Genomic DNA, 22,277 nt, shown 5'->3' on the forward strand with positions numbered 1-22,277 from the left:
CCCCATGGTCTCCGGAGACAGCGACGACGCCGTGCCGGGACAGGACCCGTTGCCCGACGTCGATCCCGTCTCCACCACCGCGTCGACCACGACCGAGGACCGGGACCCCGAGACCCACGTCGACGACGCAGACGGTGCGAGCGGCCCCGAGGACGACGCCGCGGACGAGGCTGCCGACGACGCCGACGACGAGGCGGAGGCGATCGCGCCGGCGGAGTCCGAGCGCGAGCCGGCCGCGGCCGCGCCCGTCGAGCGCAAGCCCGAGTCGCCCGGTCCGCGGCCCCGGCCGCGCTCCTCGAGCATCGCCGAGGGCGTGCTCACGGTGGAGGACCACCTCGAGAAGATCCTGCGCGGCCTCGGACCCCTGGCGCCGTACGACCAGCCGCTCGTGGAGTCGCTCGGTCTGCCGCTGTTCACCGACTACGTCAGCCCGGTCGACCTGCCGCGCTTCGACCAGGCCCTCGTCGACGGCTACGCGATCGCTGCCGGCGACGCCACCTCCGCGACGGTCGACGCGCCCACGGTCCTTCCGGTGTCCGGCGAGATCCGCGCGGGCGTGTCCCGCCCGTTCGCGATCAGTCGGGCGACCGCGGCCCGCATCAGCGCAGGTTCCCCGATCCCGCGCGGCGCCGACTGCGTCGTGCCTCTCTCGCACACCGACCGCAGCCAGTCGAAGGTCGCCGTGAAGGTCGCCCCGGAGGTCGGGCAGGGCATCCGGCGCACCGGCTCCGACGTCGTCGCCGGGTCCACCGCCATCACGGCGGGCACCGTGCTCGGGGCCCGCGAGATCGGCCTGCTGGCCTCGCTCGGCGCCCACCGGGTGGCGCTGCGTCCGCGTCCGCGCGTCGTCGTCATCTCGATGGGTTCGGAGCTCCGCGAGCCGGGCGACCACGTCTCCCACGACTCCTCCTTCGACGGCAACAGCTACATGCTCGCGGCGGCGATTCGTGCCGCTGGCGCGATCGCCTTCCGGGTCGGCGCCGTGGGCGACGACCCGAAGGAGTTCCGCCGGGTGCTGAGCGAGCAGCTCGTGCGGGCCGACCTCGTCGTCACGACCGGGGGCATCTCGTCGGGCCACCGCGACGCGATCCGGCAGACGCTGCGGTCGGTCGGCACGGTCGACTTCCACGAGGTCGCGATCCACCCCGGTCGGGTGCAGGGCTTCGGTGGCGTCTTCGACGACCACACGCCGATCATCACGCTGCCCCCGAACGGCGTCGCCGCCTACGTGGGGTTCGAGGTCTTCGTGCTCCCGGCCCTGCGGCGGCTCATGGGTCGCACCCCCTACCGGCGGCCCATGGTGCACGCCGTCCTCGCCGCCGACGTCGCGTCGCCGTCGGGCCGTCGCCAGTACGTGCCGGCGATCTTCGAGGTCACGCACCGGGGCGCGAAGGTGACACCGCTGCCCGACTCCGACGACTTCCTCCTGTCCCGCCTGGCCGAGGCCAACGCCCTGGTCGTCGTCGGAGAGGACGAGACGGCGCTCAACCTCGGCGACACGGTCCGGACGCTCGTGCTCGACCGCCCGTTCTGAGGTGGCCGCCCCCTGGGAGGTCGAGCTGGCCCACGGGCCGATCGGGGTCAGGCCGCTGCGCCGCTCCGACGCGAGCCGATGGGCCGAGCTGCGCCGCGCCAACGCCTCGTGGTTGACCCCGTGGGACGCGACGCTGCCGCCGGAGGGTGGTCAGCAGTCGACCTCGTACCGGCAGATGATCGCGGTGCTCCGGCGGCGGGCCAAGCAGTCCGAGGGGATGCCGTTCGTCTCGACGTGGAACGGCGAGATGGTCGGCCAGGTCAGCGTCAGCTCGATCGTCTGGGGCTCGGCGCGTTCGGCCAGCATCGGCTACTGGGTCGCGGCTGACCACGCGGGGCGCGGCATCACGCCGACCGCGGTCGCGCTGGTCTGTGACCACCTGTTCACGAGGGTCGGGCTGCACCGGATCGACATCGCGATCCGCCCCGAGAACCACCCGAGCCTGGCGGTCGTGCGCCGACTGGGGTTCGCCGACGTGGGGCTCGCGCCGCGCTACCTGCACATCGCCGGCCGGTGGTCCGACCACCGGCTCTTCCAGCTCACGACCGAGGACGTCCACGGCCGGGTGCTCGACCGCCTCTGACGGACTACGGATCGTGCTCGCCGAGTCACATCCGTAACTTCTGTCACGACACACGCGCAGGCTCCCACGTTCGGCCCGCTGCGGGACCTACCGTTCTGTACGTGATCGGAGGAGCCAGCGGCGTCATCTTTGCCGTCGTCGTCATCGTGTGGGTGGCGTACGTCGTGCCCCTGATGCTCCGCCGGTACGACGAGGCCTCCAAGACCTCGTCGCTCGGGTCGTTCTCCTCCCTCAGCCGGGTCATCGCCCGTCCCTCACGCTCGGCAGAGCCCGACACCGACACCGGTGCCGATCCTGCCCCGAAGGCCGAGAAGAGCACCGACACCGACACCGAGACCCCCTCCGAGAAGGCACGCGCCATGGCAACGGTCACCGAGGCAGCTCCCCGCCCCGTCAACCGTGCTGCTGCGCGCCTCGCGGCGCGCCGGCGCCGGCGGGTGCTCATCACCCTGATCGTCTCCCTGGTCGTGGTGGCGGGTCTCGGTGTGGCCGGGGTCGTCGCCCAGGTCTGGACCGCCGTGCCGGTCGCCTTCATGGCGGCCTGGCTCGTGGCCTGCCGGGTGCAGGTGCGCGGTGAGCTCGGCCTGAGCATGCCGTCGATGCCCCGCCCGCAGAAGTTCTCGCTGCGCCGCTCGGCCGAGGCCGGCACGACGGCGGCTCGTCGCGGCGGCACGGCTGCCGACGAGGAGACCACGCTCGTCGTCTCGCACCAGTTCGAGGACGTCGAGCCGAACCGTGTTCGGGTCATGGAGCAGGAGCCGCTCTCGGTCGACGCGCTCGACGAGCAGCTGCAGATCGCGGTGCCCTCGGTGGCCACGACGGGTGAGGCCCTCTGGGACCCGCTCCCGGTCACGCTGCCCACGTACGTCACGAAGCCGCGCGTCGGACGCACGGTCCGCACGATCGACTTCGCGCAAGCCGGTACCTGGTCGTCGGGGCACGTCGAGGCCGAGGGTGTGGCCCTTCCGGGTCACGCCGAGGAGGCCGCGACCACCGGTGACGAGGGTCCCGAGACCCGCCGGGCCGTCGGTCACTGATCCCCTCGGGGGTGCTAGGCTCTTGCCCGGTCATCGACCTGGGGCATTGGCGCAGTTGGTAGCGCGCTTCGTTCGCATCGAAGAGGTCAGGAGTTCGAATCTCCTATGCTCCACTCGCAGCTCAGGGCTCCACGACACCGTCGTGGGGCCCTTGCTGTTGGGCTGCCTGGTCGTGGGGCGCTGAGCTGCGAATTCAGCACCGTGGTCCGGGGAGGATCGAGCGCCCGCGGGTGACAGCGACAGCAGGCCGCCGGGCCTGAACTGGTCCCTGCGATCAGCTCCGCGCGTTCACCCGCCCCGTCTCGTGGGCCCACATCGCGACCTCGACGCGGTTCCGGGCGCCGAGCTTGCGCATGATGCTGGCGAGGTGGGCCTTGACGGTGCTGGGCGTGATGTGGAGGTCGCCGGCGATCTCGTGGTTGGTGCGGCCACGGGCGACGGTCACGAGCACCTCCTCCTCGCGGACGGTGAGCGGCTCGATCAGCGGCCTCGGTGGTGAGGGCTGGGCGTGGGCGAAGGCGGCGAGCAGGCGCACGGTCACGCTGGGCGCGATGAGCGCGTCTCCGTCGGCGGCGGCGTGGATGGCCTGGGTCAGCAGGGCGGGCCCGGCGTCCTTGAGCAGGAAGCCGCGGGCGCCGGCCCGGAGCGCGCCGTGGACGTACTCGTCGAGGTCGAAGGTCGTGATGACCACGATCGGCAGGGGATCGGCGACGTCGGGACCGGCGAGACGTCGGGTGGCCTCGATGCCGTCCATCAGCGGCATGCGGATGTCGAACAGGCCGACGTCGGGGCGCAGCTCGAGCGCGAGGCGGACCGCCTCGCGTCCGTCGGCGGCCACGCCGACGACGTCGATGTCGGGCTGGGCGTCGAGGAGCATCGTGAGTCCGGTGCGCACGATGGGCTGGTCGTCGGCGACGAGGACCCGGATGCTCATCGTGGCCTCCCGGTCCGGGGGAGCACGGCCTCGACCCGCCAGCCCCGCTCGGCGGCGGGGCCCGCGTGGAAGGTGCCGCCGAGGAGCGAGGTGCGTTCCCGCATGCCCACCAGGCCGTAGCCGGCCGCGGGGCGGCCGGCGGTGGCGGAGCCGTCGTCGTCGACCGTCACCCGTACCTGGCTGGGGTCACCGGCGACGGTGACGGTGACCTGGGTGGCGTGGCGGGCGTGCCGGCGGGCGTTCGTGACGGACTCCTGGGCCAGGCGGTAGATCGCGGCTCCGACCGCCGGGCTGAGGTCGTCGAGCTCGCCGGAGAGCGTCACCGTGACGCGGGGACTCGTCCGGTCGGCGGTGCCGAGCTGCGCGACCTCGGCGACGCCGGGCTGCGGTGCGAAGTCGGTGCTCTCGGCGGCGCGGAGGACGCCGACGATCGAGCGCAGCTCGGTGAGGGTGCGGGTCGCGGCGTCCTCGATGACGGCCAGGGCCTCGACGGCACGCTCGGGGTGGGCGGCGGCGACGGCCCGTCCGGCCTGGGCCTGGATGGCGATGCCCGAGACGTGGTGGGCGACCGTGTCGTGCAGGTCGCGCGCGAGCTGCTCGCGCTCGAGGGCCTTGGCCTGCTCGAGGTCGCGCACCCGGATCCGCGCGCGATAGCGGTTCGCGACGCCGATCGCGGCGGCGGCGAGGAAGAAGCCGTAGGCGCCGAGCGAGTCGGCCAGGTTCGTGGTGTCGGCGACGTTGGTGACGGCCAGCCACAGCAGGACGAGGGCGAGGCCGCTCGCCGCCTCGCGGCCGGAGCCCCAGCGGAACAGGGCGTAGGCCAGCACCAGGGCCGCGGCCGTGCTGTTCAGCAGCGTGCCGTCGGTGTCGTCGAGGATCCTGACCACGTCGACGATCGTCAGCGTGCCGAACGCGACGGCCGCCGAGAGCAGCGGGTGCGAGCGTCGCCACGGCTGCGGTGCGATGACGGCCAGCGCCGCGAGCAGCAGCAGCGGGCGCGGCGCCAGACCCTGCCGCAGCAGCACCTCCGCCAGGGACCAGCAGGTCAGCACGCCGACCAGGACCACGTCGCGCGGTCCCCGGCGGGGGGCGTCCGCGGGGCGGGGTTCGGCCCACAGCGAGCGCAGTGCGGTGGCGGCCATCCGGCCAGCCTAGGCAGCCCGCGCGCTCGGGGTATCCCCCGAAAGTACGAGAGCCGGGCTGTGCCACGGGTCAACCCGAGTCAGGCTCCCGGGCTGATGTGCGGGCTGCCGGCATCCGTGAAGGTCGAGGCATCCCACCTCTCGACCCCAGGAGCACCACGATGAGCACGACGACGACCCCGACTCAGAGCACGCTGGAGGACCTCCGACTGCCCGTGCAGGCGCGGCTCGCCGCAGCATGGACCAGCTTCATGTTCCTGTACATCTACGTCGACTACCTCGCGCTTTACAAGCCCGGCGTCGTCGACGACATCCTCAACGGCGTCGTCCACGAGTTCGACACCGGGCCGACCTTCGTCGCCCTGGCGCTCACGCTCATGGCCGTCCCGATCCTCATGATCCTGCTCTCCGTGACGCTGCCCGCTCGCGCCAACCGCACCGCGAACCTCGTCGTGGCCGCGCTCTACGTGCCCGTCACGATCTTCAACGCGGCGGGGGAGCCGTGGAGCTACGCCTACTTCTACGGCTTCTCCATCGCGCTCGAGCTCGTGCTGCTCGGCTTCGTCCTGCGGTCCGCCTGGGCCTGGCCGCGTCGCCGGTAGCCCCGGCTCGGATCATGGCACGAGTCGCAGCGCTCAGGCGCGGATCGTGACCGGGGTCCCGAGGGGGAGACCGATCCTCTCGACGAGCTCGGTGATCTGGTCGTTCGGCAGCCGGATGCACCCCGAGCTCGCGTCGGTGCCGACCAGCTCGGGCTGGTTGGTCCCGTGGACGCCGATGACGCCCTCGCCGCCCGCGAACTCGGTGAGGACGTTGGAGAACCCCGACAGTCCGTAGGCGTACGGCCCGTAGACGCCGGTCGGGTCGGGCGCCTGCAGGAGCTCCTTGATGTAGTAGTCGCCACCAGGCGTCGGGCGGTCCGTGGTGCCGACGCCGATGGGGGAGCGCAGCACCTCCTCGCCCGCCTGGGTCACGACCAGCTCGTGGTCGGCGAGGGCGATCTCCATCGCGAAGGTGTGACTGCTCTGGCGGACGTCGCGGGCCCGGACGTATCCGGTGGTGCCGTTGGGTCGGACCGGGAGCTGGACGTGGAGCCACGCGGTTCCCGCCGCCAGCGCGAGCAGGACGACGTCTCCGGAGGCCTCGTCGGCACGGTTCAGGACGAGCTGCTCGGCTCCTGCGTCGTCCGGGTCGTCGAGGTCGCCCGGCTCTCCGTACACCTGGAGGGACGGGACGATCGAGGTCGCGACCATCGTGACCTCCGGATCGGCCCCGGTCCCGGACGTCTCCTCCGGCTCGGACTCGGGCGTGGCCTCGTCGTCGTTGGTGCACCCGACCAGCGGGACGAGAGCGAGACCGCCGGCGGCGACGAGGAAGGTACGGCGTGTCCAGCCCGGCAGGGAGGTGTCGGTCATGGCGCACACGCTACGACCCGGCACCGAGGCGCGCCGGTCAACCCGACGTCGCCCACATCGACCTGTGACGAATCGCCCGCAGTGGTCATGTAGGCGGTGAGGGCGCGTCCGTCGTCCTCGCCCAACGTCGAGAGGGACGAGTCAATGCGCAGATGGATGCACGCCGCGGGGGTAGCTGCTCTCGCCGGAGGAGTGATGGTCGCGGTGCCGACGACAGTCAGTGCCGCATCGTTCACGGTGTCGAGCACCGCCGACAACCCGGCCGACCCCGCCACCTTGCGTGGCGCGATCGCTGCGGCTGAGGCGACTCCCGAGGCCGACGTCATCACGCTCCAGGGCGGCACCACCTACGCGTTGACGGATGCTGCGGGCGACCTCGACATCACGACCGACATCACGATCGTGGGCAACGGCGCGACCATCGACGCCTCCGCTCTCGGCGACCGCGCCTTCCACGTGCTCGCGAGCGGCGACCTGACCATCTCCGGAGTCACCGTCACGGGCGGCCGGCCCGCGGACGCCCCGTCCGCAGCCGGTGGCGGCTCCGGCGGAGCCTTCCTCAACGCAGGCACGCTGACGATCTCCGACTCGACCCTCGACGGCAACTCGGCCGAGCGGGCCGGCGGCGCGATCGAGGCCTCCGCCGGTAGCACCACGACCTTGACGGACACGGACCTGACGGACAACGCGACCGGCGCGGCGCCGGGCAACGGCGGTGGCCTGCACCTCACCGGTGCGGGCACCGTCTCGATCACCGGGGGCACCGTCTCCGGCAACACCGCGGCCGCCGAGGGCGGCGGCCTGTGGAACTCCGGCGCCGGCACGATGACGGTCAACGGCACCACGGTCACCGGCAACACGGCGTCCGGCGCCACCGCGGACCAGGGTGGTGGCGGCCTGTTCCAGGAGGCCGGAGCCGGAAAGCTCACCGTCCGCAACGCGACGATCAGCAACAACGTCGCCAACGGTGCTGCGGGTTCGGGCGGCGGCATCCTCAACGACCAGAGCAACGTCGAGGTGGTGGACTCCACGATCTCCGGCAACACCTCGCTGCGCGCCGGCGGCGGCGTCGAGGCCAACATCGGCTCGACCACCCTGACCGGGGTGACGCTCGACGACAACAGCACGGGCGGCGCGCCGGGCAACGGCGGCGGACTGCACATCACGGGTGCCGGCACCGCCACCGTCAGCGACTCGACCGTCACGAACAACACCGCGACGCTCGAGGGCGGCGGCCTGTGGAACGGCACCGGCACCATGACGGTCACCAGCTCGGACATCATCGGCAACACCGCCTCCGGTGCGGCCGCGGACGACGGTGGCGGCGGCCTGTTCAACAACGGCGGCAAGCTGGAGATCTCCAGCAGCATCATCGAGGGCAACGAGGCTGACGGTGCCGCCGGCTCCGGCGGTGGCGTGCTCACCCTCGCCGGCACGCTCACGGTCACGAACTCCTCGATCGACAACAACACCGCCGTCCGCGCCGGTGGTGGCGTCGAGGCCACCGCGGGCAGCACGACCACGCTCTCGGGTGGCTCGCTCAGCGAGAACCTCACCGGCGGCGGCGCTGGTCCGGGCAACGGCGGCGGTCTGCACCTGACCGGTGCCGGCACGGTCGACGTCAGCGACCTGATCGTGGTGGGCAACCTGGCCGCCAACGAGGGCGGCGGCCTGTGGAACTCGGCCGCGGGCACCATGACGGTCACGTCGTCGAACATCAGCAACAACACCGCCTCGGGCGCCCCCGCGGACTCCGGCGGTGGCGGCCTGCACAACGACGGCGGCGACCTGGTCGTCGAGACCTCCCTCATCGAGGCCAACAGCGCCGATGGCGCCGCGGGCTCGGGCGGCGGCATCCTCAACGCCGGCGGCGGCACCTTGACGGTCAGCGACACCGACATCATCGGCAACGACGCGGTCCGCGCGGGCGGTGGCATCGAGGCCACCGGCGACGGGTCGGTCACGACCGTGACCGCGGTCATGCTGCAGGGCAACTCGACGGGCCCCACTCCCGGCAACGGCGGCGGCCTGCACCTGACCGGTGCGGGCACCGTGACCGTGGAGGACTCGCAGGTCAGCCAGAACAGCGCCACCAACCAGGGTGGCGGCCTCTGGAACTCCGGCACCGGCACGATGACGGTCACGCGTACCACGCTGGACGCCAACACGACCGCTGGTCAGGGTGGTGCGCTGTACAACGTCGGTGGCAACCTCACCGTCGAGGGCAGCACGCTCAGTGGGAACACGGCCGCCGTCGGCGGCGGTGTGGCCACCGATCCCGGTGCGGCCGACGACGCCACCACGCTGATCCACGTCACCGTCACGGCCAACAGCTCCGGCACGGCCGGACCGGTGACGCTGGGCAACAGCATCCTGTCCGGCAACACGGCGGCTGACGCCCAGACCCCGGTCACGTCCCTGGGCGGCAACGTCCTGGGCACTGATGTCGACGGCAACGTCGGTAGCGACGTCGAGACCGACGACCCGCGCCTCGGGGCGCTGGCCGACAACGGTGGTCCGACCTTCACCCACCTGCCCGCAACCGGGAGCCCGGCCATCAACGCGGGTGTCGGCGGCCTGGGTGACCTGACCACCGACCAGCGTGGGGCCGCCCGTGTGGCCGGTTCCGCGCCGGACTCCGGCGCGGTCGAGGTCGGTGCAGCCGTCGACGGCGGCGATCGCGCGGGCAACAACGGCGGCGTCCCGGCGGCGCCGGCCACGGCCACCACCCGACAGCCGAACTACACCGGCTGAGTCCACGATGGCGGCGTGCGTGGTGACCGGGTACCGGTCATCACGCACGCCGACGTCGTCAGGGTGCGGCGTGACTCCGCAGCCGGAGCACGGGACGCACCGGAGCACGGTGTGTTCGCGCGCGGGGTGTGGGAGCACGGGGCAGGGGAAGGGAGCAGCGGGAGTGCGTATCATCGGGTCCGTGGAGCCAGGCACGTCGGAGCGTGACCTGCTGGCCAGGTTCCGCGCGCTCGATCCCGATGCCTGGGAGACCGTCTACCGCCGTTCGTACTCACGCCTCGTGGAGTACGCCCGTCGACGGCTCCCTGGCGGCTACGACCCGCACGACGCGGTCAGCGAGTGCCTGGCCCGAGCGGTCGACCGGATCGACGACCTCGCCGACCATGGGGTCCGGGTCGAGGCCTGGCTCTACGGGATCCTGCGCCTCGTGGTGCTGGAGCAGATCAGGCGCTCCGGCCGGCAGGAGCGGGAACGACCGGTCGCCGACAGTCCGCTCGGTCTCGTCGAGGTGGCGGACGAGCGGGGACCGCTCGAGCACGTGCTGCGCGACGAACAGGTCAGCTCCGTGCGGGCGGCGTTCGAGCGGCTCTCGGTCGACGACCAGGAGGTGCTGTGGCTCCGGCAGGTCGCGGAGCTGTCGGTCGCCGAGGTGGCCGAGGTCTTGAAGAAGGGGCACGGTGCGGTCAGACAGGCAAACTTCCGGGCGCTCGCGCGCCTCCGGACGCTCATCGAGGAGGTGGACGCATGACGAACGAGGACGGGATCCCCGCCGACGACCCGAGTCGCGACGACGCCGAGCTCGAGCGTCTTCTGGGTGCCGAGCTGCGGCAGGCCTTCCCCGCCGAGGACCTGGCTCCGTCGCCGGAGCAGGTCGCCCTGCTGCGCGACCACGTGGCCTCGATGCGTCGTCGGCCGGCGCGCGGGCGGTGGCGCCTGCTCGCTGCGGCCGCCGCACTTCTGGTGGCTGGCGCGGGAATCGGTGTGGGCGCGACGACCTGGGTCGGTGCCGACGACGAGGACCTCCTGGCCCGTGGATCCGAGGAGTTCTCGGCCGAGCTGACCGGCCCGGCGGGAGCACGGGTCGTCATCGACGGCGCCGCGGCTCCCGAGGGGCGCATCGTCACGCTGCGGTCAGACACGCTGCCGGTGGTGCCCTACGAGCAGTTCTACGAGCTGTGGTTCCTGACCGACGAGGGCGGCTCGACGTGGGTCTCGGCCGGCACGTTCCACCCCGACGAGGAGGGGAACACGGTCGTGGTGCTCCACGCCGCGGTCGACCCCAGCGTCGTCACGGACGTCCAGATCACGCGCGAGCCCCGCGACGGGAACCCGGCTCCGTCCGGCGACCTGGTGGCCCGGGGCACGGTCGACCTGATCGACTGACGCCCCGGGCCATGGCTCAGCCCTGGCGGGCCTTCAGCCGCGGGTTCTGCTTGTTGATCACGAAGGTGCGCCCACGGCGGCGGACGACCTGCGAGCCGGGCTGGTTCTTGAGCGACTTCAGTGAGTTGCGGACCTTCATCGGGTGCTCCTGTTCGGGGTGGTGCTGGGCAGGTGGGTGACGTCGACCAGGCCGCGGTGGACGGCGGTGACCAGGCGTCGGGGGACCCGGACGGTCCGCCCGTCGACCGTGACGGGCACGAGGTCGGGGGCGGTCGCCTTCCACTGCGAGCGGCGGTGGCGGGTGTTGCTGCGGGAGGTCTTCCGCTTGGGGACGGCCATGGTGGTGCTCCTTCTCGAGGTCGGGCTGAGGTCAGGCGGCGCGGGTGATGCGTCCGAGCCAGGGCTCGAGGCCGTCGTGGGCGACCTCCCAGTACAGGCCGCGCTCGGTTGCCTCGGCCTCGGAGAGCAGGGCGTGGTGGAACGCCTCGACGAGGGCCGCGCGCTCGTCGTCGACACCGGTCACGACGATGCGGGTCAGGGGAGTGGCGCGACCCCAGGGCGTGGCGGGCCCGATGCTGAGCTGACCGCCCGCGCCGTCCCAGGCGCAGATCGTGCCGGGACGGGTCGGCAGCCAGAAGCAGCCGCGCGACCGCCGGGGTCCGCCGCCGAGCGACTCGATGCCGTCGAGCAGGCGCCCCGGGTGGAGCGGGCGGGTCGTGCGCAGGTCGAGCCGCCACACGTGCTCGGACTCGAGCGCGGGAAGCGTCCCACGCCGCACCACGTCGACCCAGCGCTCCGTGCGACCGTGCTGGTGCAGGGCGCCGGTCAGCAGCGTCGGGTCGAGCGTCGAGCCGTCGGGCACGAGGAGCGCCTCGGGTCGGGCGAGGGCCCGCACCAGGTCGGCGTCCGGCTCGTCGAGATCTCCCACCGTGACGACGACGTCGGCGTACTCGACGAGGGCGCAGTGCGCCTCGGCCAGGCCGCGTGTGTCCTCCTCGCTGGTGTGGACCCCGCGCTCGGCCAGCAGGTCGTCGCCCAGCAGGTCGTGGTTCGCGCGACTGCTGTCGAGGGCGTGCACCACGGCGCTGATGCGGACGTGCGGCGCGATGCGCTGGTCCATGGCGACGACCCGGCAGACCTGGAGCGCCTCGGCCGAGACCGGCAGGTGCGCGATGATCGCGCCCCACCGACCGGTGGCAGCCAGGCGCTCGAGGGTCGGCACGATGTCCTCGCGCAGGGCGCAGCTCACGCAGGCGTGGTCGAGGTCCATCTGCTCGGACTCGACGAGCCCGGTCAGGTCGCTGACACGGCGGGTGAGCAGCTGCGACGGCACGTCGAGCGTGTGCCGCATGACGGCGGCGTGCGGCAGGTCGAACTGCAGGCCCACCGTCGCGGCCTCCATCGCCGCGTCGTCGATGCCGGTGACGAGGATGACGGGGGTCTGTGTCGACCGGCCGTGGGTCATCGGCCGCTCCCGTAGCGGCGGCGGAACGCCTCGACCCGACCCTCGGAGTCGACGACCCGGCCGCGTCCGGTCCAGAACGGGTGGCTCGCACTGGAGACGTCGACGTCGACGACGGGGTAGGTGGCGCCCTCGTGCTCGACGGTCTCGTCGCTCGTGCGCGTCGACCGGGTCAGGAAGGCGGTGCCGGCGGAGCGGTCGCGGAAGACCACGGGTCGGTACTCGGGGTGCAGGTTCTGCTTCATGATGGCGTCTCCCGTATGCTTAATGAGAATGAGTCTCATAGTACATCAGGAGGACGAATGGCACGCACCTGCCAGGTGACGGGAGCGGCGCCCGGCTTCGGCCACCACGTCTCGCACTCGCACCGCCGCACGAAGCGCCGCTTCGACGTCAACGTGCAGAAGAAGCGCTACTGGGTGCCGAGCCTCGGCCGTCACGTCACGCTGACGCTGAGCGCACGCGGCATCAAGACCATCGACCAGCGCGGCATCGACGCCGTGGTGGCCGACATCCGATCCCGAGGGGAGAAGCTCTGATGGCGAGCAAGAGCAACGACGTCCGACCGATCGTGAAGCTCCGGTCGACCGGCGGCACGGGCTACACGTACGTGACCCGCAAGAACCGCCGCAACGATCCCGACCGCATCGTGCTGCGCAAGTTCGACCCCGTGCTGCGCCGGCACGTCGACTTCAAGGAGGAGCGCTGATGGCCAAGCGGTCGAAGATCGTCCAGAACGAGCGGCGCAAGGAGGTCGTCGCCCGCTACGCCGAGCAGCGCGCCGAGCTGCGTCGTGCCAGCAAGGACGTCAGCCTGTCGATGGACGAACGGATCGAGGCGTCGCGGGCGCTGGCGAGGCTGCCGCGCGACTCGGCGGCGGTGCGGGTGCGGAACCGTGACCAGGTCGACGGCCGGCCGCGCGGCCACGTCGGGAAGACCGGGCTCTCGCGGATCCGCTTCCGCGAGCAGGCCCACGCCGGTCACCTCCCCGGCATCACCAAGTCCTCCTGGTAGCCGTACCCAGATTTGCGCCGAGATGTGCGGAACTGTCGTGCACATTCCGCCTGGCTCGGCGCAAATCTGGGGAGCGTCAGCTCTTGCGGCGGCGGGTGACGGCCCAGGCGCCACCGGCCAGCACCAGCACCACGACGAGCCACGGTGCGACGACGCCCGCACCGGTCACGAGACCGTTGACGGTGTCGACGAGGCTGTTCCACCCGGTGCGCAGCCCGCCGAGGAAGCCGTCGGGCTCGACGCTCGAGGCCGACTCCGTCGCCGTGAACGAGACGTCGATCGTCGACAGGTCGACCTGCTCGCCGAGCGCGGCGCGCTGGGCGACCAGCCCGTCGAGCTCGGCCTGGCGCTGCGTCAGGTTCGCCTCGGCCTCCACGACCTCGCTGGTCGTCGCCGCCGTGCTGAGGATCTGTGTCAGGCGGGCGATCGAGGCCTGAAGAGCGGCGATCCGGGCGTCGAGGTCGACGACCTCGGTCGTCACGTCGACCCGATCGACCGACGTGCTCACGACGTCGCCGAGGGCCCGGAGCTGCTCGAGGGCCGCGTTGACCTGGCCGGCCGGGACCCGCACGGTCAGCGACGAGCTCTCGGAGTGGTCGGACCGGTGGTCGACGCGTCCACCCACCCCCTCGACCCAGGCGCCGAAGTCCGTGGCGGACGCGTCCGGGTCGGAGACCGTGAGGGAGACCTGGCCCGTCGTGATGACGTCGCGGCCTGGCTCCGACGGCACGGTCTGCTGGTCGGGCTCGGCGACCTTGCTCGGGCCGACCGCGGCGTCGCCGCCCGGAGCCGGTTCGATCGACTCGGAGAAGTCGCCGTCGGTCGACGAGGCACCACCCGGGACGGGGGCTCCCTCGAAGCTCGGCGTCGGGTCGGTGCCGCTGATCACGGCCGAGAACCCCGCAGCGCCGCCGATCAGCACGATCGAGGCGGCCACGCCGCCGGCGGCGATGCGGGTGCGGCGACCGCGGCGTCGGACGTCGGTCTCGACCTCTCCCATGACGCGGGAGCGGAGGTCGGCGATGCGCTCGTCGTCGAGCACGGTCGAGGTGTTCATGCGGTCTCCTTGACGGCTCGAAGGTCGGAACGGAGTCGGGCACGCAGCCGCGAGAGGCGGTTGCGGACCGAGGCGTGGGTCAGGCCCAGCTGTTCGGCGGCCTCGGCGTAGGTCAGGCCGTCCTCCAGGCACAGCTCGTACAGCTCGCGGTCGGTGGGCGACAGGGCGGCGACGGCCTGGGCGATCTCGGCCCGCACGTCGGCCGCCTCGACCGTGGCCTCGACGTCGTCGTCGGCCGCCACGTCGTCCGGCATCTCGGCGGAGCGGCGCTGCCGTCGCGTGTCGCCGCGGCGGGCGTTCAGCGCGACGTAGCGGGCGGTGACCAGCAGCCACGGCAGCGCGGAGTCGGCGGCCGGGATGGAGCCCAGCTTCCGCCAGGCGGTCACGAAGGTCTCCTGCGCGGCGTCCTCGGCCGCGCCCACCTCGCCCAGCACGGCGTACGCCTGCCAGAACACCGGCCGCACGTGGCGGTCGTACAGCTGGCCGAACGCCTGCCGGTCGCCCGAGCGGGCTCGACCGATCAGCGTCGCGTCGGTGACGTCGTCCACGGCACACCTTCCGTCAGGATCGTTCTGACCGTAGATGTCCGGCGGCCCCCCGACCGTCTCACCGCCTTGCCGGATGACCCCGAGAGAGTCAGCCGGCGAGCTTGACCCCGTTGCAGGACGGCCGTCCCATGACGGTGACGTCGGTCCGGCCGATGCCGATGCCGAGGGCTCCCAGGACGGGGGTCAGGACGTTGTTCCCGATCAGGGACACGACGTTGCTCAGCACCGAGGTCACCGGGCTCAGCAGCAGCCCGAGCAGCGTCGTGGGCAGGACGTTCAGGCTCAGGTTGACCCCGCCGGTGACGCTCTTCGTCGCCGGGTTCGCATTGCCCGTGTTGGCCGGGTAGGGGAAGGTGAAGGTCGAGCTGCCCGCAGCCACGGAGCCGCCGATGTCGATGCCCAGCAGGCGGATGCCGAGCAGTGTCACGATGTCGAGCTTGGCGTGGCCCGTTCCGTCGAAGCCGACGATCGAGGCGCCGGCCGAGGTCGCGTTGAAGCCGGCCGTCGGTGAGGTGGTGGAGCAGTTGACGCTCGAGAACGTGGCACTGCCCTCGCCGACCTTCACGCCGAGGGACAGGTCGGCCGCGCGCAGCAGGCCGAGCACGGGGATGCCGGTCTTGAGCCCGAGACGCACCTGCGCGCTCTCGGCCTTCGTGCCGACGGGGCCGCACGCGATCTTCGGGGCCTCGATGACGGTGAGCTTGACCTCGCTGATCGAGAGCCCGGAGCCGGCCGTGACCTGGCCCGACGCGTCGATGGCGTGCAGCCCGGTGGCGCCCTTGAGGTTCAGGGCGCCCTTGAGGATGCCGGCCGTCAGCAGGTCGAGTGCACCGATGTTCGCCTCGAGCGGATTGGTGCCGGTCGTGTCGAGCGTCAGGATGTCGCCGAGGCGCACCCGCACGTGGTTGACCTGGGCGGCCACGGCGTTCAGCGCCGTGAGGTTCACCGCCGGGTACTCGCGGGCGAGCACCCGGGCCGTCGCGAGCATGAGGGCGCCGAGCGACACGTTCGCGTTGGTGATGGCGTCGGGGCTACCGAGGCCGAGCTCGACCGCGATCTGGGCGAGGGGGACGTAGGTGTTCTTGATGTTGACCAGGCCCTCGTAGCCGACGACGCTCAAGTCGGCCTGCAGCACGCCGGCGAGCAGCGGGGCGAGCGCACTCTCGGCGGTGTTGAGCGACAGGGTCTTCGTGCCGACAGAGAAGCAGAGGGCCGGCTCGGCGCGGCTGCCGACCGCGGTGCGGGCGACCGGGCCGGACTCCTGGCCGATGACCGGGGCGAAGGCGTAGTCGACCGTCGCACCAATGCGGACCTCGACGGCGTTGCAGGTGCCGGAGGACGTGAACAGGAACTGGCCGGTGGCGCTGAGCTTGCCGGTGCGGACCGTCATGGTGTCGTTGCGCCCGATGCGCTGACCCTGGCGAGCGAGACTCTGCTGGGCCGCCGTGGTGACGGTGCCCGACCCGCAGGAGGCGGGGAGCGCCCGTGCGGCGTCGAGCGCCACGGCGTCGGCCACCGCCTGCATGTCGCGCGCGGCCGCGCGGCCGAGACCGAGGTCGACGGCGATCGCGGTGACCGCGAGCACCACGACCATGAGGAGCCCGGCCATCGGGGCGATGGCACCTCGCTCGTCACGGTCGGGGCGGCGGCTCCGGAGCCACGTCATCAGTTGACCTGCACCGTCGTGTCGTACCGCAGGGTCTCGGGCAGCGTGAAGCCGAGCCCGGGGAAGGACGTGATGAGCGGGTGGTCGCGGTAGTTGTAGCGGATCTCGACCTTCGCGCACCGCGCCGTCGTCGAGGTGCTGCCCGTGCAGGTCGACGCGGTCGTCGGCACCGTGCACGCCCCCACGACCGTGCCGTTGCGCGTGAGGCTCCCGGCAGCGGTGCACGTGACGTTGTACGAGCTCAGGCTCCGGTTGATCGCGCTGATGGCGTTCGTCTTGAAGTCGGTGCCCTGGGGCGAGACGGCGTACACGCGCGCGCCCTCGGCAGCGGCCTGGCTGATGCCCTGCCGAAAGCTCAGCATGTAGCCGTAGCTGATGATCCCGAACAGCAGAGCGATGAACAGCGGCGCGATGAGCGCGAACTCGACCGCAGCCGCACCGCGCTCGCGGCGTCGACGGCAACTCATGACAACTCTCCCTGTGTTGTCTGCTCCGTCCCTGTCTCCTCAGGAACGGGTAGTCGATCGTGCTCCGAGCCCGGTCTCCCCACCGGTCACGGGACCAACTACCCGGCCGATCCTAGGGTCCGTTGCAGTCATCGTCACTGGCCCGTTGGAACTAGATGAGTCCGGAACTGCCGTCGTTCCAGGCGTGGAAGCGGCGGTAGGGCACCGTCGCCGGCGCCGGGCACCCCTCGCGCGCGAGGGAGCTGCAGGTCGCGGACCGGGACGGGTCCCGGGACCGGCCCGGGTCGAGCCACCAAAAGTCCCGGGCCTGTGACAGGGGGCCGACCGAGGTCTACGCTCCCCTCACGGGGGAGGGAGGGGCATCTGATGAAGAGGCTCTGGAGCACGAGGCACGCAGATCGCGGTGCCAGCGGGGTGGAGTACGCGCTGCTGATCGCTCTGGTTGCAGCGATTGTGCTCATCGGCATCGTGGCGCTGGGTGAGGTCGTGCCCGCGCTCTACGACCTGTCGTTCCTGTCGGACTGATCCCGAGACCTCGGGACGTATGGCCCGAACGGACTAGGGAAAGATAGCCCGTAACTTCTATGGTTCGACGGTCGTTGGTCCCCTTACGTTTCTTCCCAGGGAGAGCCACCAAGTCGGTGGCAACACATCACTGAGGGAGAAACATCATGACCAAGTTCTACGCCACGCTGCTGTCGTTCGTCGCCGCGCCGAAGAAGGACGAGAAGGGCGCCACCGCCGTCGAGTACGGCCTGCTCGTCGCCCTGATCGCCGCCGCGATCATCGTCGCCGTCACGCTCTTCGGCACCAACCTGTCGACGCTGTTCAACAGCGTCGCCGGCGAGCTCGTCTGAGCTAGCAGTCGCGAGGAGGGGGCGCGCCGGGCTGCTGCCCGCCGCGCCCCCTCACTCATTTTCGAGGCTCTCGAGCCTCGCGTCGGGCTCTGAGCCCGGCACCCGCCGGACGTAGGGAGACGTCCGCGGTTCCACTTCAGATCTGAGGGAGCAGAGATGAAGAAGCAGGTCATTGCCATTCTCGTGGCCGCGGTGCTGGCCCTGATGGCCGTCGTCGCGCTCGTGCTGTACGCCAAGGGTGCGAACGACCGCGCCCTCGACGGCACCGAGACCGTCGAGGTGCTGCAGGCGACGGAGGACATCGACGTCAAGACGCCGGTCTCCGAGATCGCCGACAAGGTCGAGCTCGTCAAGATCCCGAAGGCCGCGCAGGTCCCGGACGCCCTGACCTCGCTCGACGACGTCAAGGACCAGGTCACCAAGGTCGCGCTGCTCGCGGGCGACCAGCTGTCGGAGGCCAAGTTCGACGACGCCGACTCGGTCAAGGGCCCGGCGTCGCTGCCGGCCGGCATGCAGGAGCTGTCGATCCAGATCGACGGCGAGCGCTTCGTCGGTGGCGCGGTCACCGCAGGGGACAAGGTCGGTGTGTTCACGTCCTTCACCCTCGACGGCAACATCCGCATCACCTCGAACCCGATCAACAACCTGCTCGTGCTCAAGGTCGACAACGGTGCCCTCGTCGAGGACCCGGCCGAGGAGGCCAACGGCGCCACGACCGGCACCGTCATCACGGTCGCGGTCACGACGATGCAGGCCGAGCAGATCGTCCATGCCAAGGAGTTCGGCACGATCTGGTTGACCCGTCAGACCGACAAGACCGACACGAGTGGCGGCATGACGATCACGTACCAGAACGTCGCACCGTTCGAGGTGCCGTGATGATCGGCATCGTCCTGATCGTCGGTGCCGACGACGTGACGGCGGAGCGGGTGGGCTCGGCGATCGGCTACCGCGCCGTGGCCCTGAGCGCCGCCTCGGTCTCCGCGCCGAGCGTGAGCCTGCTGCGCGGCATGGACGCCTCGCAGCTGCCCGGGGTCATGGTGTTCACCAACCACGTGCCGTTCGAGCGCTCCATCGCGATGGCGGCGGAGGTGCACGCCGTGCGCCCGGACGTCGCGATGGTGCTCGTCTCGAACGCCGAGCCGTCGATGCTGCTCGAGGCGATGCGCGCGGGAATCCGCGACATCGCTCCGTCCCTGGACGACGCCCTGTTCCTGTCGAACCTGCGCAAGCGGCTCGACAGCCAGGGCGGCGCCAACCAGGCCGGGGTCATGGCGCCGCCGCCCCCGCAGCCCGTTGACTTCAGCTCGCGCACCATCACGGTGCTCTCGCCGAAGGGCGGGGTGGGCAAGACCAACATCTCGGTCAACCTGGCCGTGGCACTCGCCGAGCAGTCGCCGATGGACGTCGTGCTGCTGGACCTGGACCTGATGTTCGGTGACGTCTCGACGGTGCTGAACCTCAAGCCGACCCACACGCTCGAGGACGCCTTCGGCGCTGCGGGCCGCGACAGCCTGCTGCTCAAGACGTACCTGACCGTCCACGACCAGGGCTTCTACGTGCTCTGCGGCGCGGAGTCGCCGGCGGCCAACGACCACGTGACCGGTGCCGACGTCACCGAGCTGATCCGTCAGCTGCAGACGCAGTTCCGCTACGTCGTGATCGACACGGCCTCCGGGCTCGACGACGCGACGCTGGCGGCGCTCGAGGTCAGCCACGACGCGATCGTCGTGACCACGATGGACATGGCCTGCCTGCGCGGCGTTCGGAAGGCGGTCGAGCTGCTGACCGAGCTGGCCCTGCTGCCGGCCTCGAAGTACCTCGCCGTGAACTTCGCCGACAAGCAGTCGGGTCTGCGCATCAAGGACGTCGAGGCGGTCGTCGGCATGCCGGCCGACACCGTGCTGCCTCGCATGGTCGAGATCCAGTCGGCCGCGAACCGCGGCGTCCCCGCCCTGACGACGATCAAGAACGGACCGTTCTCGAAGTCGATCCGCTCACTCGCGAAGCGCATCTTCGACCGCGCCCGTGAGGTCGAGCCCAAGGCCGGCCACAAGCGACTGGAGGTGGCGTGATGAGTCTCAGCGACCGGCTCGCCTCCGCCCGCGAGCTCAACGCCGCCCGGATCGACGCCGTCGAGGCCGAGACCGTGCCCGACTACGACGACTCGATCGCGGCCATCTCGGCGGCCAACGACGCCTTCGGCGAGATCAAGCAGCGCACGACCGACGCGCTGTTCGACCGCCTCGGTGCCCGGGTCAGCGACTCGAGCCTGACCGAGGACCAGCTGCACGAGATCGTGCGCGAAGAGCTGACCGAGATCATCGAGGAGGACCAGCAGCTGCTCTCGCCGGAGGAGCGGCGCCGCCTGGTCCGCGACGTCGAGAACGACGCGCTGGGTCTCGGCCCGCTCGAGCGTCTGCTCGACGACGACAGCGTCTCGGAGATCATGGTCAACCGGTACAACCAGGTCTACGTGGAGCGGAACGGCCGGCTCACGCTGTCGTCCGCACGCTTCACGTCCGAGGACCACCTGCGCCGGGTCATCGACCGCATCGTGTCGCGCATCGGTCGTCGCGTCGACGAGTCTTCCCCGCTGGTCGACGCCCGCCTCGCCGACGGATCCCGTGTGAACGCGGTGGTCCCGCCGCTCGCGGTGGACGGCTCGTCGCTGACGATCCGCAAGTTCTCCAAGACCCCGCTGCGGGTCGGCGACCTGATCGGCTTCGGCAGCATGACCGAGGAGATGGGTCGCCTGCTGGAGGCCTGCGTGCTCGCCAAGCTCAACATCCTGGTGAGCGGCGGTACCGGCACCGGAAAGACGACCCTGCTCAACGTGCTGTCGGCGTTCATCCCGCCGGGCGAGCGCATCGTCACGATCGAGGACGCGGTGGAGCTCAACCTCCAGCAGCCTCACGTGGTGCGGCTCGAGAGCCGCCCGCCGAACATCGAGGGAGCGGGCGAGGTGCGGATCCGCGACCTCGTGCGCAACTCGCTGCGCATGCGACCCGACCGCATCGTGGTCGGGGAGTGTCGTGGTGGCGAGGCGCTCGACATGCTGCAGGCGATGAACACGGGCCACGACGGCTCGCTCTCGACCCTGCACGCCAACAGCCCGCGTGACGCCATGTCGCGGCTCGAGACCCTCGTGCTGATGGCCGGCATGGACCTGCCGCTGCGGGCCATCCGTGAGCAGGGCGCGTCGGCCGTCGACCTGATCGTGCAGATCGCGCGACTGCGCGACGGCACGCGCCGCATCACGCACGTCACGGAGGTGCTGGGCATGGAGGGCGACACCGTCACGCTGCAGGACGTCTTCACGTTCGACTACTCCGCGGGGGTCGACGCCAACGGCAAGTTCCTGGGTCAGGCCAAGCCGACGGGCGTGCGACCGAGGTTCAGCGAGAAGTTCGCCGATCATGGCATCCACTTCGACCTCGGCAACCTGTCCGGGGCCACGGCGAACGCCGGGGGGTGGTGACCGTGCTCGTCGTCATCGCCAGCCTGTTCATCATCGGCGCGCTGTCCTCGCTCTACATCGCGCTGGCCGGGCCTCCCGGCCGCCGCGTCGAGCGGCAGCGGGTCGCCGAGTACGCCGTGGTGGAGCAGCAGAGCATGCTCAACCGCGTCGCCGTCGCCGTGGAGGACCGCGTCGACGAGGCGATGCGGGAGCGGGGCATGAAGCTCTTCACCGTCGAGGAGCTCGCGCTCGCCGGCATCCGCACACCCGTGACGACCCTCGTCATCCTGATGGGGTGCGCGGCCGTCGTCGCCGCCGCTCTCGGGCTCGTGCTGCTCGGGAGCCTGCTGGTCGGCATCCTCCTGGCCGTCGCCGTGCCGGTCGTGACGAAGATCTTCGTCCGATGGCGCACGGGTCGCGTGCAGAAGAAGTTCGCCGACCAGCTGCCGGGCGCGCTGCAGATCATGGCGGCCTCGCTCCGCGCCGGTCACAGCTTCCCCCGCGCCCTCGACGCCGTGTCGCGGGAGGCCGACGCCCCGATCGGGCCGGAGCTCGCCCGCGTGGTCAACGAGACCAAGGTCGGACGCGACGTCCTGACCTCGCTGGACGACGTCGCCGTGCGGATGCAGAGCGACGACTTCCGGTGGGTCGGCGCCGCGATCGGCGCCCAGCGGGAGACCGGCGGCAACCTGAACGAGATCCTCGACCAGGTGGCCGCCACGATCCGCGACCGTCAGCACATCCGCCAGCAGGTCGCCGCGCTCTCGGCCGAGGGCCGGTTGTCCGCCGTGATCCTCATGCTGCTGCCCGTCGGCATCGGCGGCTACTACGCCCTCATCGCGGGCGACACCTTCGGCATCTTCCTGGAGGCGGGGATCGGCAAGATCCTCCTCATCGGCAGCGTGATCCTCTACGCGCTCGGTGGCCTGTGGATGCGCTCCATCGTCAAGATCGACTTCTGAGG

Annotated in this window: 27 protein-coding genes and 1 tRNA gene; 17 read left to right on the forward strand and 11 right to left on the reverse strand. The window is 71.3% G+C overall.

Annotation, left to right across the window (positions count from 1 at the left end):
• Positions 1-4 precede the first annotated feature (4 nt).
• From glp to LO931_RS16400, 4 genes are all read left to right on the forward strand, one after another.
• Positions 5-1,534 (forward strand): gephyrin-like molybdotransferase Glp, encoded by a 1,530-nt coding sequence (gene glp / locus LO931_RS16385; RefSeq protein WP_229054937.1) that lies wholly within the window; start codon positions 5-7, stop codon positions 1,532-1,534.
• 1 nt (position 1,535) lies between these two features.
• Positions 1,536-2,117 carry a GNAT family N-acetyltransferase gene (locus LO931_RS16390; protein ID WP_229054938.1) on the forward strand — a complete coding sequence of 194 codons (582 nt, stop codon included), beginning with the start codon at positions 1,536-1,538 and terminating at the stop codon, positions 2,115-2,117.
• A 101-nt stretch (positions 2,118-2,218) separates the two neighbouring features.
• Complete coding sequence (locus LO931_RS16395) at positions 2,219-3,154, forward strand: hypothetical protein (protein WP_229054939.1); 936 nt, start codon at positions 2,219-2,221, stop codon at positions 3,152-3,154.
• Positions 3,155-3,194: 40 nt separating this feature from the next.
• Positions 3,195-3,267: transfer RNA gene (locus LO931_RS16400), tRNA-Ala, on the forward strand.
• Positions 3,268-3,428: 161 nt separating this feature from the next.
• Here the strand turns inward: LO931_RS16400 and LO931_RS16405 are convergent.
• Together LO931_RS16405 and LO931_RS16410 are read right to left on the reverse strand one after the other, a co-directional pair.
• The gene (locus LO931_RS16405) at positions 3,429-4,088 is read right to left on the reverse strand and encodes a response regulator transcription factor (RefSeq protein WP_229054940.1); all 660 of its coding nucleotides are present in this window, start codon (positions 4,086-4,088) and stop codon (positions 3,429-3,431) included.
• On the reverse strand, positions 4,085-5,230 hold the full coding sequence (locus LO931_RS16410; protein WP_229054941.1) for a sensor histidine kinase: 1,146 nt from the start codon (positions 5,228-5,230) through the stop codon (positions 4,085-4,087). The genes LO931_RS16405 and LO931_RS16410 overlap by 4 nt, the downstream gene beginning before the upstream one ends.
• A 161-nt stretch (positions 5,231-5,391) precedes the next feature.
• Between LO931_RS16410 and LO931_RS16415 the strand changes: the two genes are divergently transcribed.
• Complete coding sequence (locus tag LO931_RS16415; protein WP_229054942.1) at positions 5,392-5,832, forward strand: DUF6326 family protein; 441 nt, start codon at positions 5,392-5,394, stop codon at positions 5,830-5,832.
• Positions 5,833-5,865: 33 nt separating this feature from the next.
• Here the strand turns inward: LO931_RS16415 and LO931_RS16420 are convergent, their stop codons facing one another.
• The gene (locus tag LO931_RS16420) at positions 5,866-6,645 is read right to left on the reverse strand and encodes a L,D-transpeptidase (RefSeq protein ID WP_229054943.1); all 780 of its coding nucleotides are present in this window, start codon (positions 6,643-6,645) and stop codon (positions 5,866-5,868) included.
• Positions 6,646-6,849: 204 nt separating this feature from the next.
• Here LO931_RS16420 and LO931_RS16425 point away from each other — a divergent pair, with 204 nt between their 5' ends.
• From LO931_RS16425 to LO931_RS16435, 3 genes are all read left to right on the forward strand, one after another.
• Complete coding sequence (locus LO931_RS16425; RefSeq protein ID WP_229054944.1) at positions 6,850-9,399, forward strand: right-handed parallel beta-helix repeat-containing protein; 2,550 nt, start codon at positions 6,850-6,852, stop codon at positions 9,397-9,399.
• 181 nt (positions 9,400-9,580) lie between these two features.
• Complete coding sequence (locus LO931_RS16430) at positions 9,581-10,147, forward strand: RNA polymerase sigma factor (RefSeq protein WP_229054945.1); 567 nt, start codon at positions 9,581-9,583, stop codon at positions 10,145-10,147.
• Positions 10,144-10,782 (forward strand): anti-sigma factor, encoded by a 639-nt coding sequence (locus LO931_RS16435; protein ID WP_229054946.1) that lies wholly within the window; start codon positions 10,144-10,146, stop codon positions 10,780-10,782. The genes LO931_RS16430 and LO931_RS16435 overlap by 4 nt, the downstream gene beginning before the upstream one ends.
• 16 nt (positions 10,783-10,798) lie before the next feature.
• Here the strand turns inward: LO931_RS16435 and ykgO are convergent, their stop codons facing one another.
• Genes ykgO through LO931_RS16455 form a run of 4 tightly spaced genes read right to left on the reverse strand, consistent with a single transcriptional unit; the run spans position 10,799 to position 12,489 of the window.
• Entirely contained in the window at positions 10,799-10,921 is a 123-nt protein-coding gene (ykgO, locus tag LO931_RS16440; protein ID WP_229054947.1) for a type B 50S ribosomal protein L36, read from the reverse strand.
• Positions 10,918-11,121, reverse strand: a complete 204-nt coding sequence (gene rpmF, locus LO931_RS16445; protein WP_229054948.1) for a 50S ribosomal protein L32 — start codon at positions 11,119-11,121, stop codon at positions 10,918-10,920. The genes ykgO and rpmF overlap by 4 nt, the downstream gene beginning before the upstream one ends.
• Before the next feature lie 31 nt (positions 11,122-11,152).
• Entirely contained in the window at positions 11,153-12,247 is a 1,095-nt protein-coding gene (locus tag LO931_RS16450) for a GTP-binding protein (RefSeq protein ID WP_229054949.1), read from the reverse strand.
• The gene (locus tag LO931_RS16455; protein ID WP_229054950.1) at positions 12,244-12,489 is read right to left on the reverse strand and encodes a type B 50S ribosomal protein L31; all 246 of its coding nucleotides are present in this window, start codon (positions 12,487-12,489) and stop codon (positions 12,244-12,246) included. The genes LO931_RS16450 and LO931_RS16455 overlap by 4 nt, the downstream gene beginning before the upstream one ends.
• Positions 12,490-12,546: 57 nt before the next feature.
• Between LO931_RS16455 and rpmB the strand changes: the two genes are divergently transcribed.
• From rpmB to rpsN, 3 genes are read left to right on the forward strand one after another with little or no spacing between them, the layout of a single operon-like run.
• Positions 12,547-12,783 carry a 50S ribosomal protein L28 gene (gene rpmB / locus LO931_RS16460; RefSeq protein WP_229054951.1) on the forward strand — a complete coding sequence of 79 codons (237 nt, stop codon included), beginning with the start codon at positions 12,547-12,549 and terminating at the stop codon, positions 12,781-12,783.
• Positions 12,783-12,953: a 50S ribosomal protein L33 gene (gene rpmG, locus LO931_RS16465; RefSeq protein WP_229054952.1), complete on the forward strand. Its 171-nt coding sequence runs from the start codon at positions 12,783-12,785 to the stop codon at positions 12,951-12,953. The genes rpmB and rpmG overlap by 1 nt, the downstream gene beginning before the upstream one ends.
• Positions 12,953-13,258, forward strand: coding sequence for a 30S ribosomal protein S14 (rpsN, locus tag LO931_RS16470; protein ID WP_229054953.1), 306 nt, complete (start codon positions 12,953-12,955; stop codon positions 13,256-13,258). The genes rpmG and rpsN overlap by 1 nt, the downstream gene beginning before the upstream one ends.
• Positions 13,259-13,334: 76 nt before the next feature.
• Here rpsN and LO931_RS16475 read toward each other — a convergent pair whose 3' ends face one another.
• From LO931_RS16475 to LO931_RS16490, 4 genes are all read right to left on the reverse strand, one after another.
• Positions 13,335-14,315: a DUF4349 domain-containing protein gene (locus LO931_RS16475; RefSeq protein ID WP_229054954.1), complete on the reverse strand. Its 981-nt coding sequence runs from the start codon at positions 14,313-14,315 to the stop codon at positions 13,335-13,337.
• A complete protein-coding gene (locus LO931_RS16480) occupies positions 14,312-14,863 on the reverse strand; it encodes an RNA polymerase sigma factor (RefSeq protein WP_229054955.1) in 552 nt (183 codons plus the stop codon). Before LO931_RS16480 ends, LO931_RS16475 begins: the two co-directional genes overlap by 4 nt.
• 88 nt (positions 14,864-14,951) lie before the next feature.
• Positions 14,952-16,529: a TadG family pilus assembly protein gene (locus tag LO931_RS16485; RefSeq protein WP_229054956.1), complete on the reverse strand. Its 1,578-nt coding sequence runs from the start codon at positions 16,527-16,529 to the stop codon at positions 14,952-14,954.
• On the reverse strand, positions 16,529-16,996 hold the full coding sequence (locus LO931_RS16490) for a TadE/TadG family type IV pilus assembly protein (protein ID WP_229054957.1): 468 nt from the start codon (positions 16,994-16,996) through the stop codon (positions 16,529-16,531). Before LO931_RS16490 ends, LO931_RS16485 begins: the two co-directional genes overlap by 1 nt.
• Positions 16,997-17,362: 366 nt before the next feature.
• Between LO931_RS16490 and LO931_RS16495 the strand changes: the two genes are divergently transcribed.
• From LO931_RS16495 to LO931_RS16520, 6 genes are all read left to right on the forward strand, one after another.
• A complete protein-coding gene (locus LO931_RS16495) occupies positions 17,363-17,521 on the forward strand; it encodes a Flp family type IVb pilin (RefSeq protein ID WP_229054958.1) in 159 nt (52 codons plus the stop codon).
• A 146-nt stretch (positions 17,522-17,667) separates the two neighbouring features.
• On the forward strand, positions 17,668-17,853 hold the full coding sequence (locus tag LO931_RS16500; protein ID WP_229054959.1) for a Flp family type IVb pilin: 186 nt from the start codon (positions 17,668-17,670) through the stop codon (positions 17,851-17,853).
• Between the two features lie 156 nt (positions 17,854-18,009).
• Positions 18,010-18,732 (forward strand): Flp pilus assembly protein CpaB, encoded by a 723-nt coding sequence (gene cpaB / locus LO931_RS16505; RefSeq protein WP_229054960.1) that lies wholly within the window; start codon positions 18,010-18,012, stop codon positions 18,730-18,732.
• Positions 18,732-19,928, forward strand: coding sequence for a P-loop NTPase (locus LO931_RS16510; RefSeq protein ID WP_229054961.1), 1,197 nt, complete (start codon positions 18,732-18,734; stop codon positions 19,926-19,928). The genes cpaB and LO931_RS16510 overlap by 1 nt, the downstream gene beginning before the upstream one ends.
• Complete coding sequence (locus LO931_RS16515; RefSeq protein ID WP_229054962.1) at positions 19,928-21,334, forward strand: CpaF family protein; 1,407 nt, start codon at positions 19,928-19,930, stop codon at positions 21,332-21,334. Before LO931_RS16510 ends, LO931_RS16515 begins: the two co-directional genes overlap by 1 nt.
• Complete coding sequence (locus LO931_RS16520) at positions 21,328-22,275, forward strand: type II secretion system F family protein (protein ID WP_229054963.1); 948 nt, start codon at positions 21,328-21,330, stop codon at positions 22,273-22,275. The genes LO931_RS16515 and LO931_RS16520 overlap by 7 nt, the downstream gene beginning before the upstream one ends.
• Positions 22,276-22,277 lie beyond the last annotated feature (2 nt).

This window comes from Aeromicrobium sp. Leaf350 (genome assembly GCF_916858655.1).
Lineage (GTDB): Bacteria > Actinomycetota > Actinomycetes > Propionibacteriales > Nocardioidaceae > Aeromicrobium.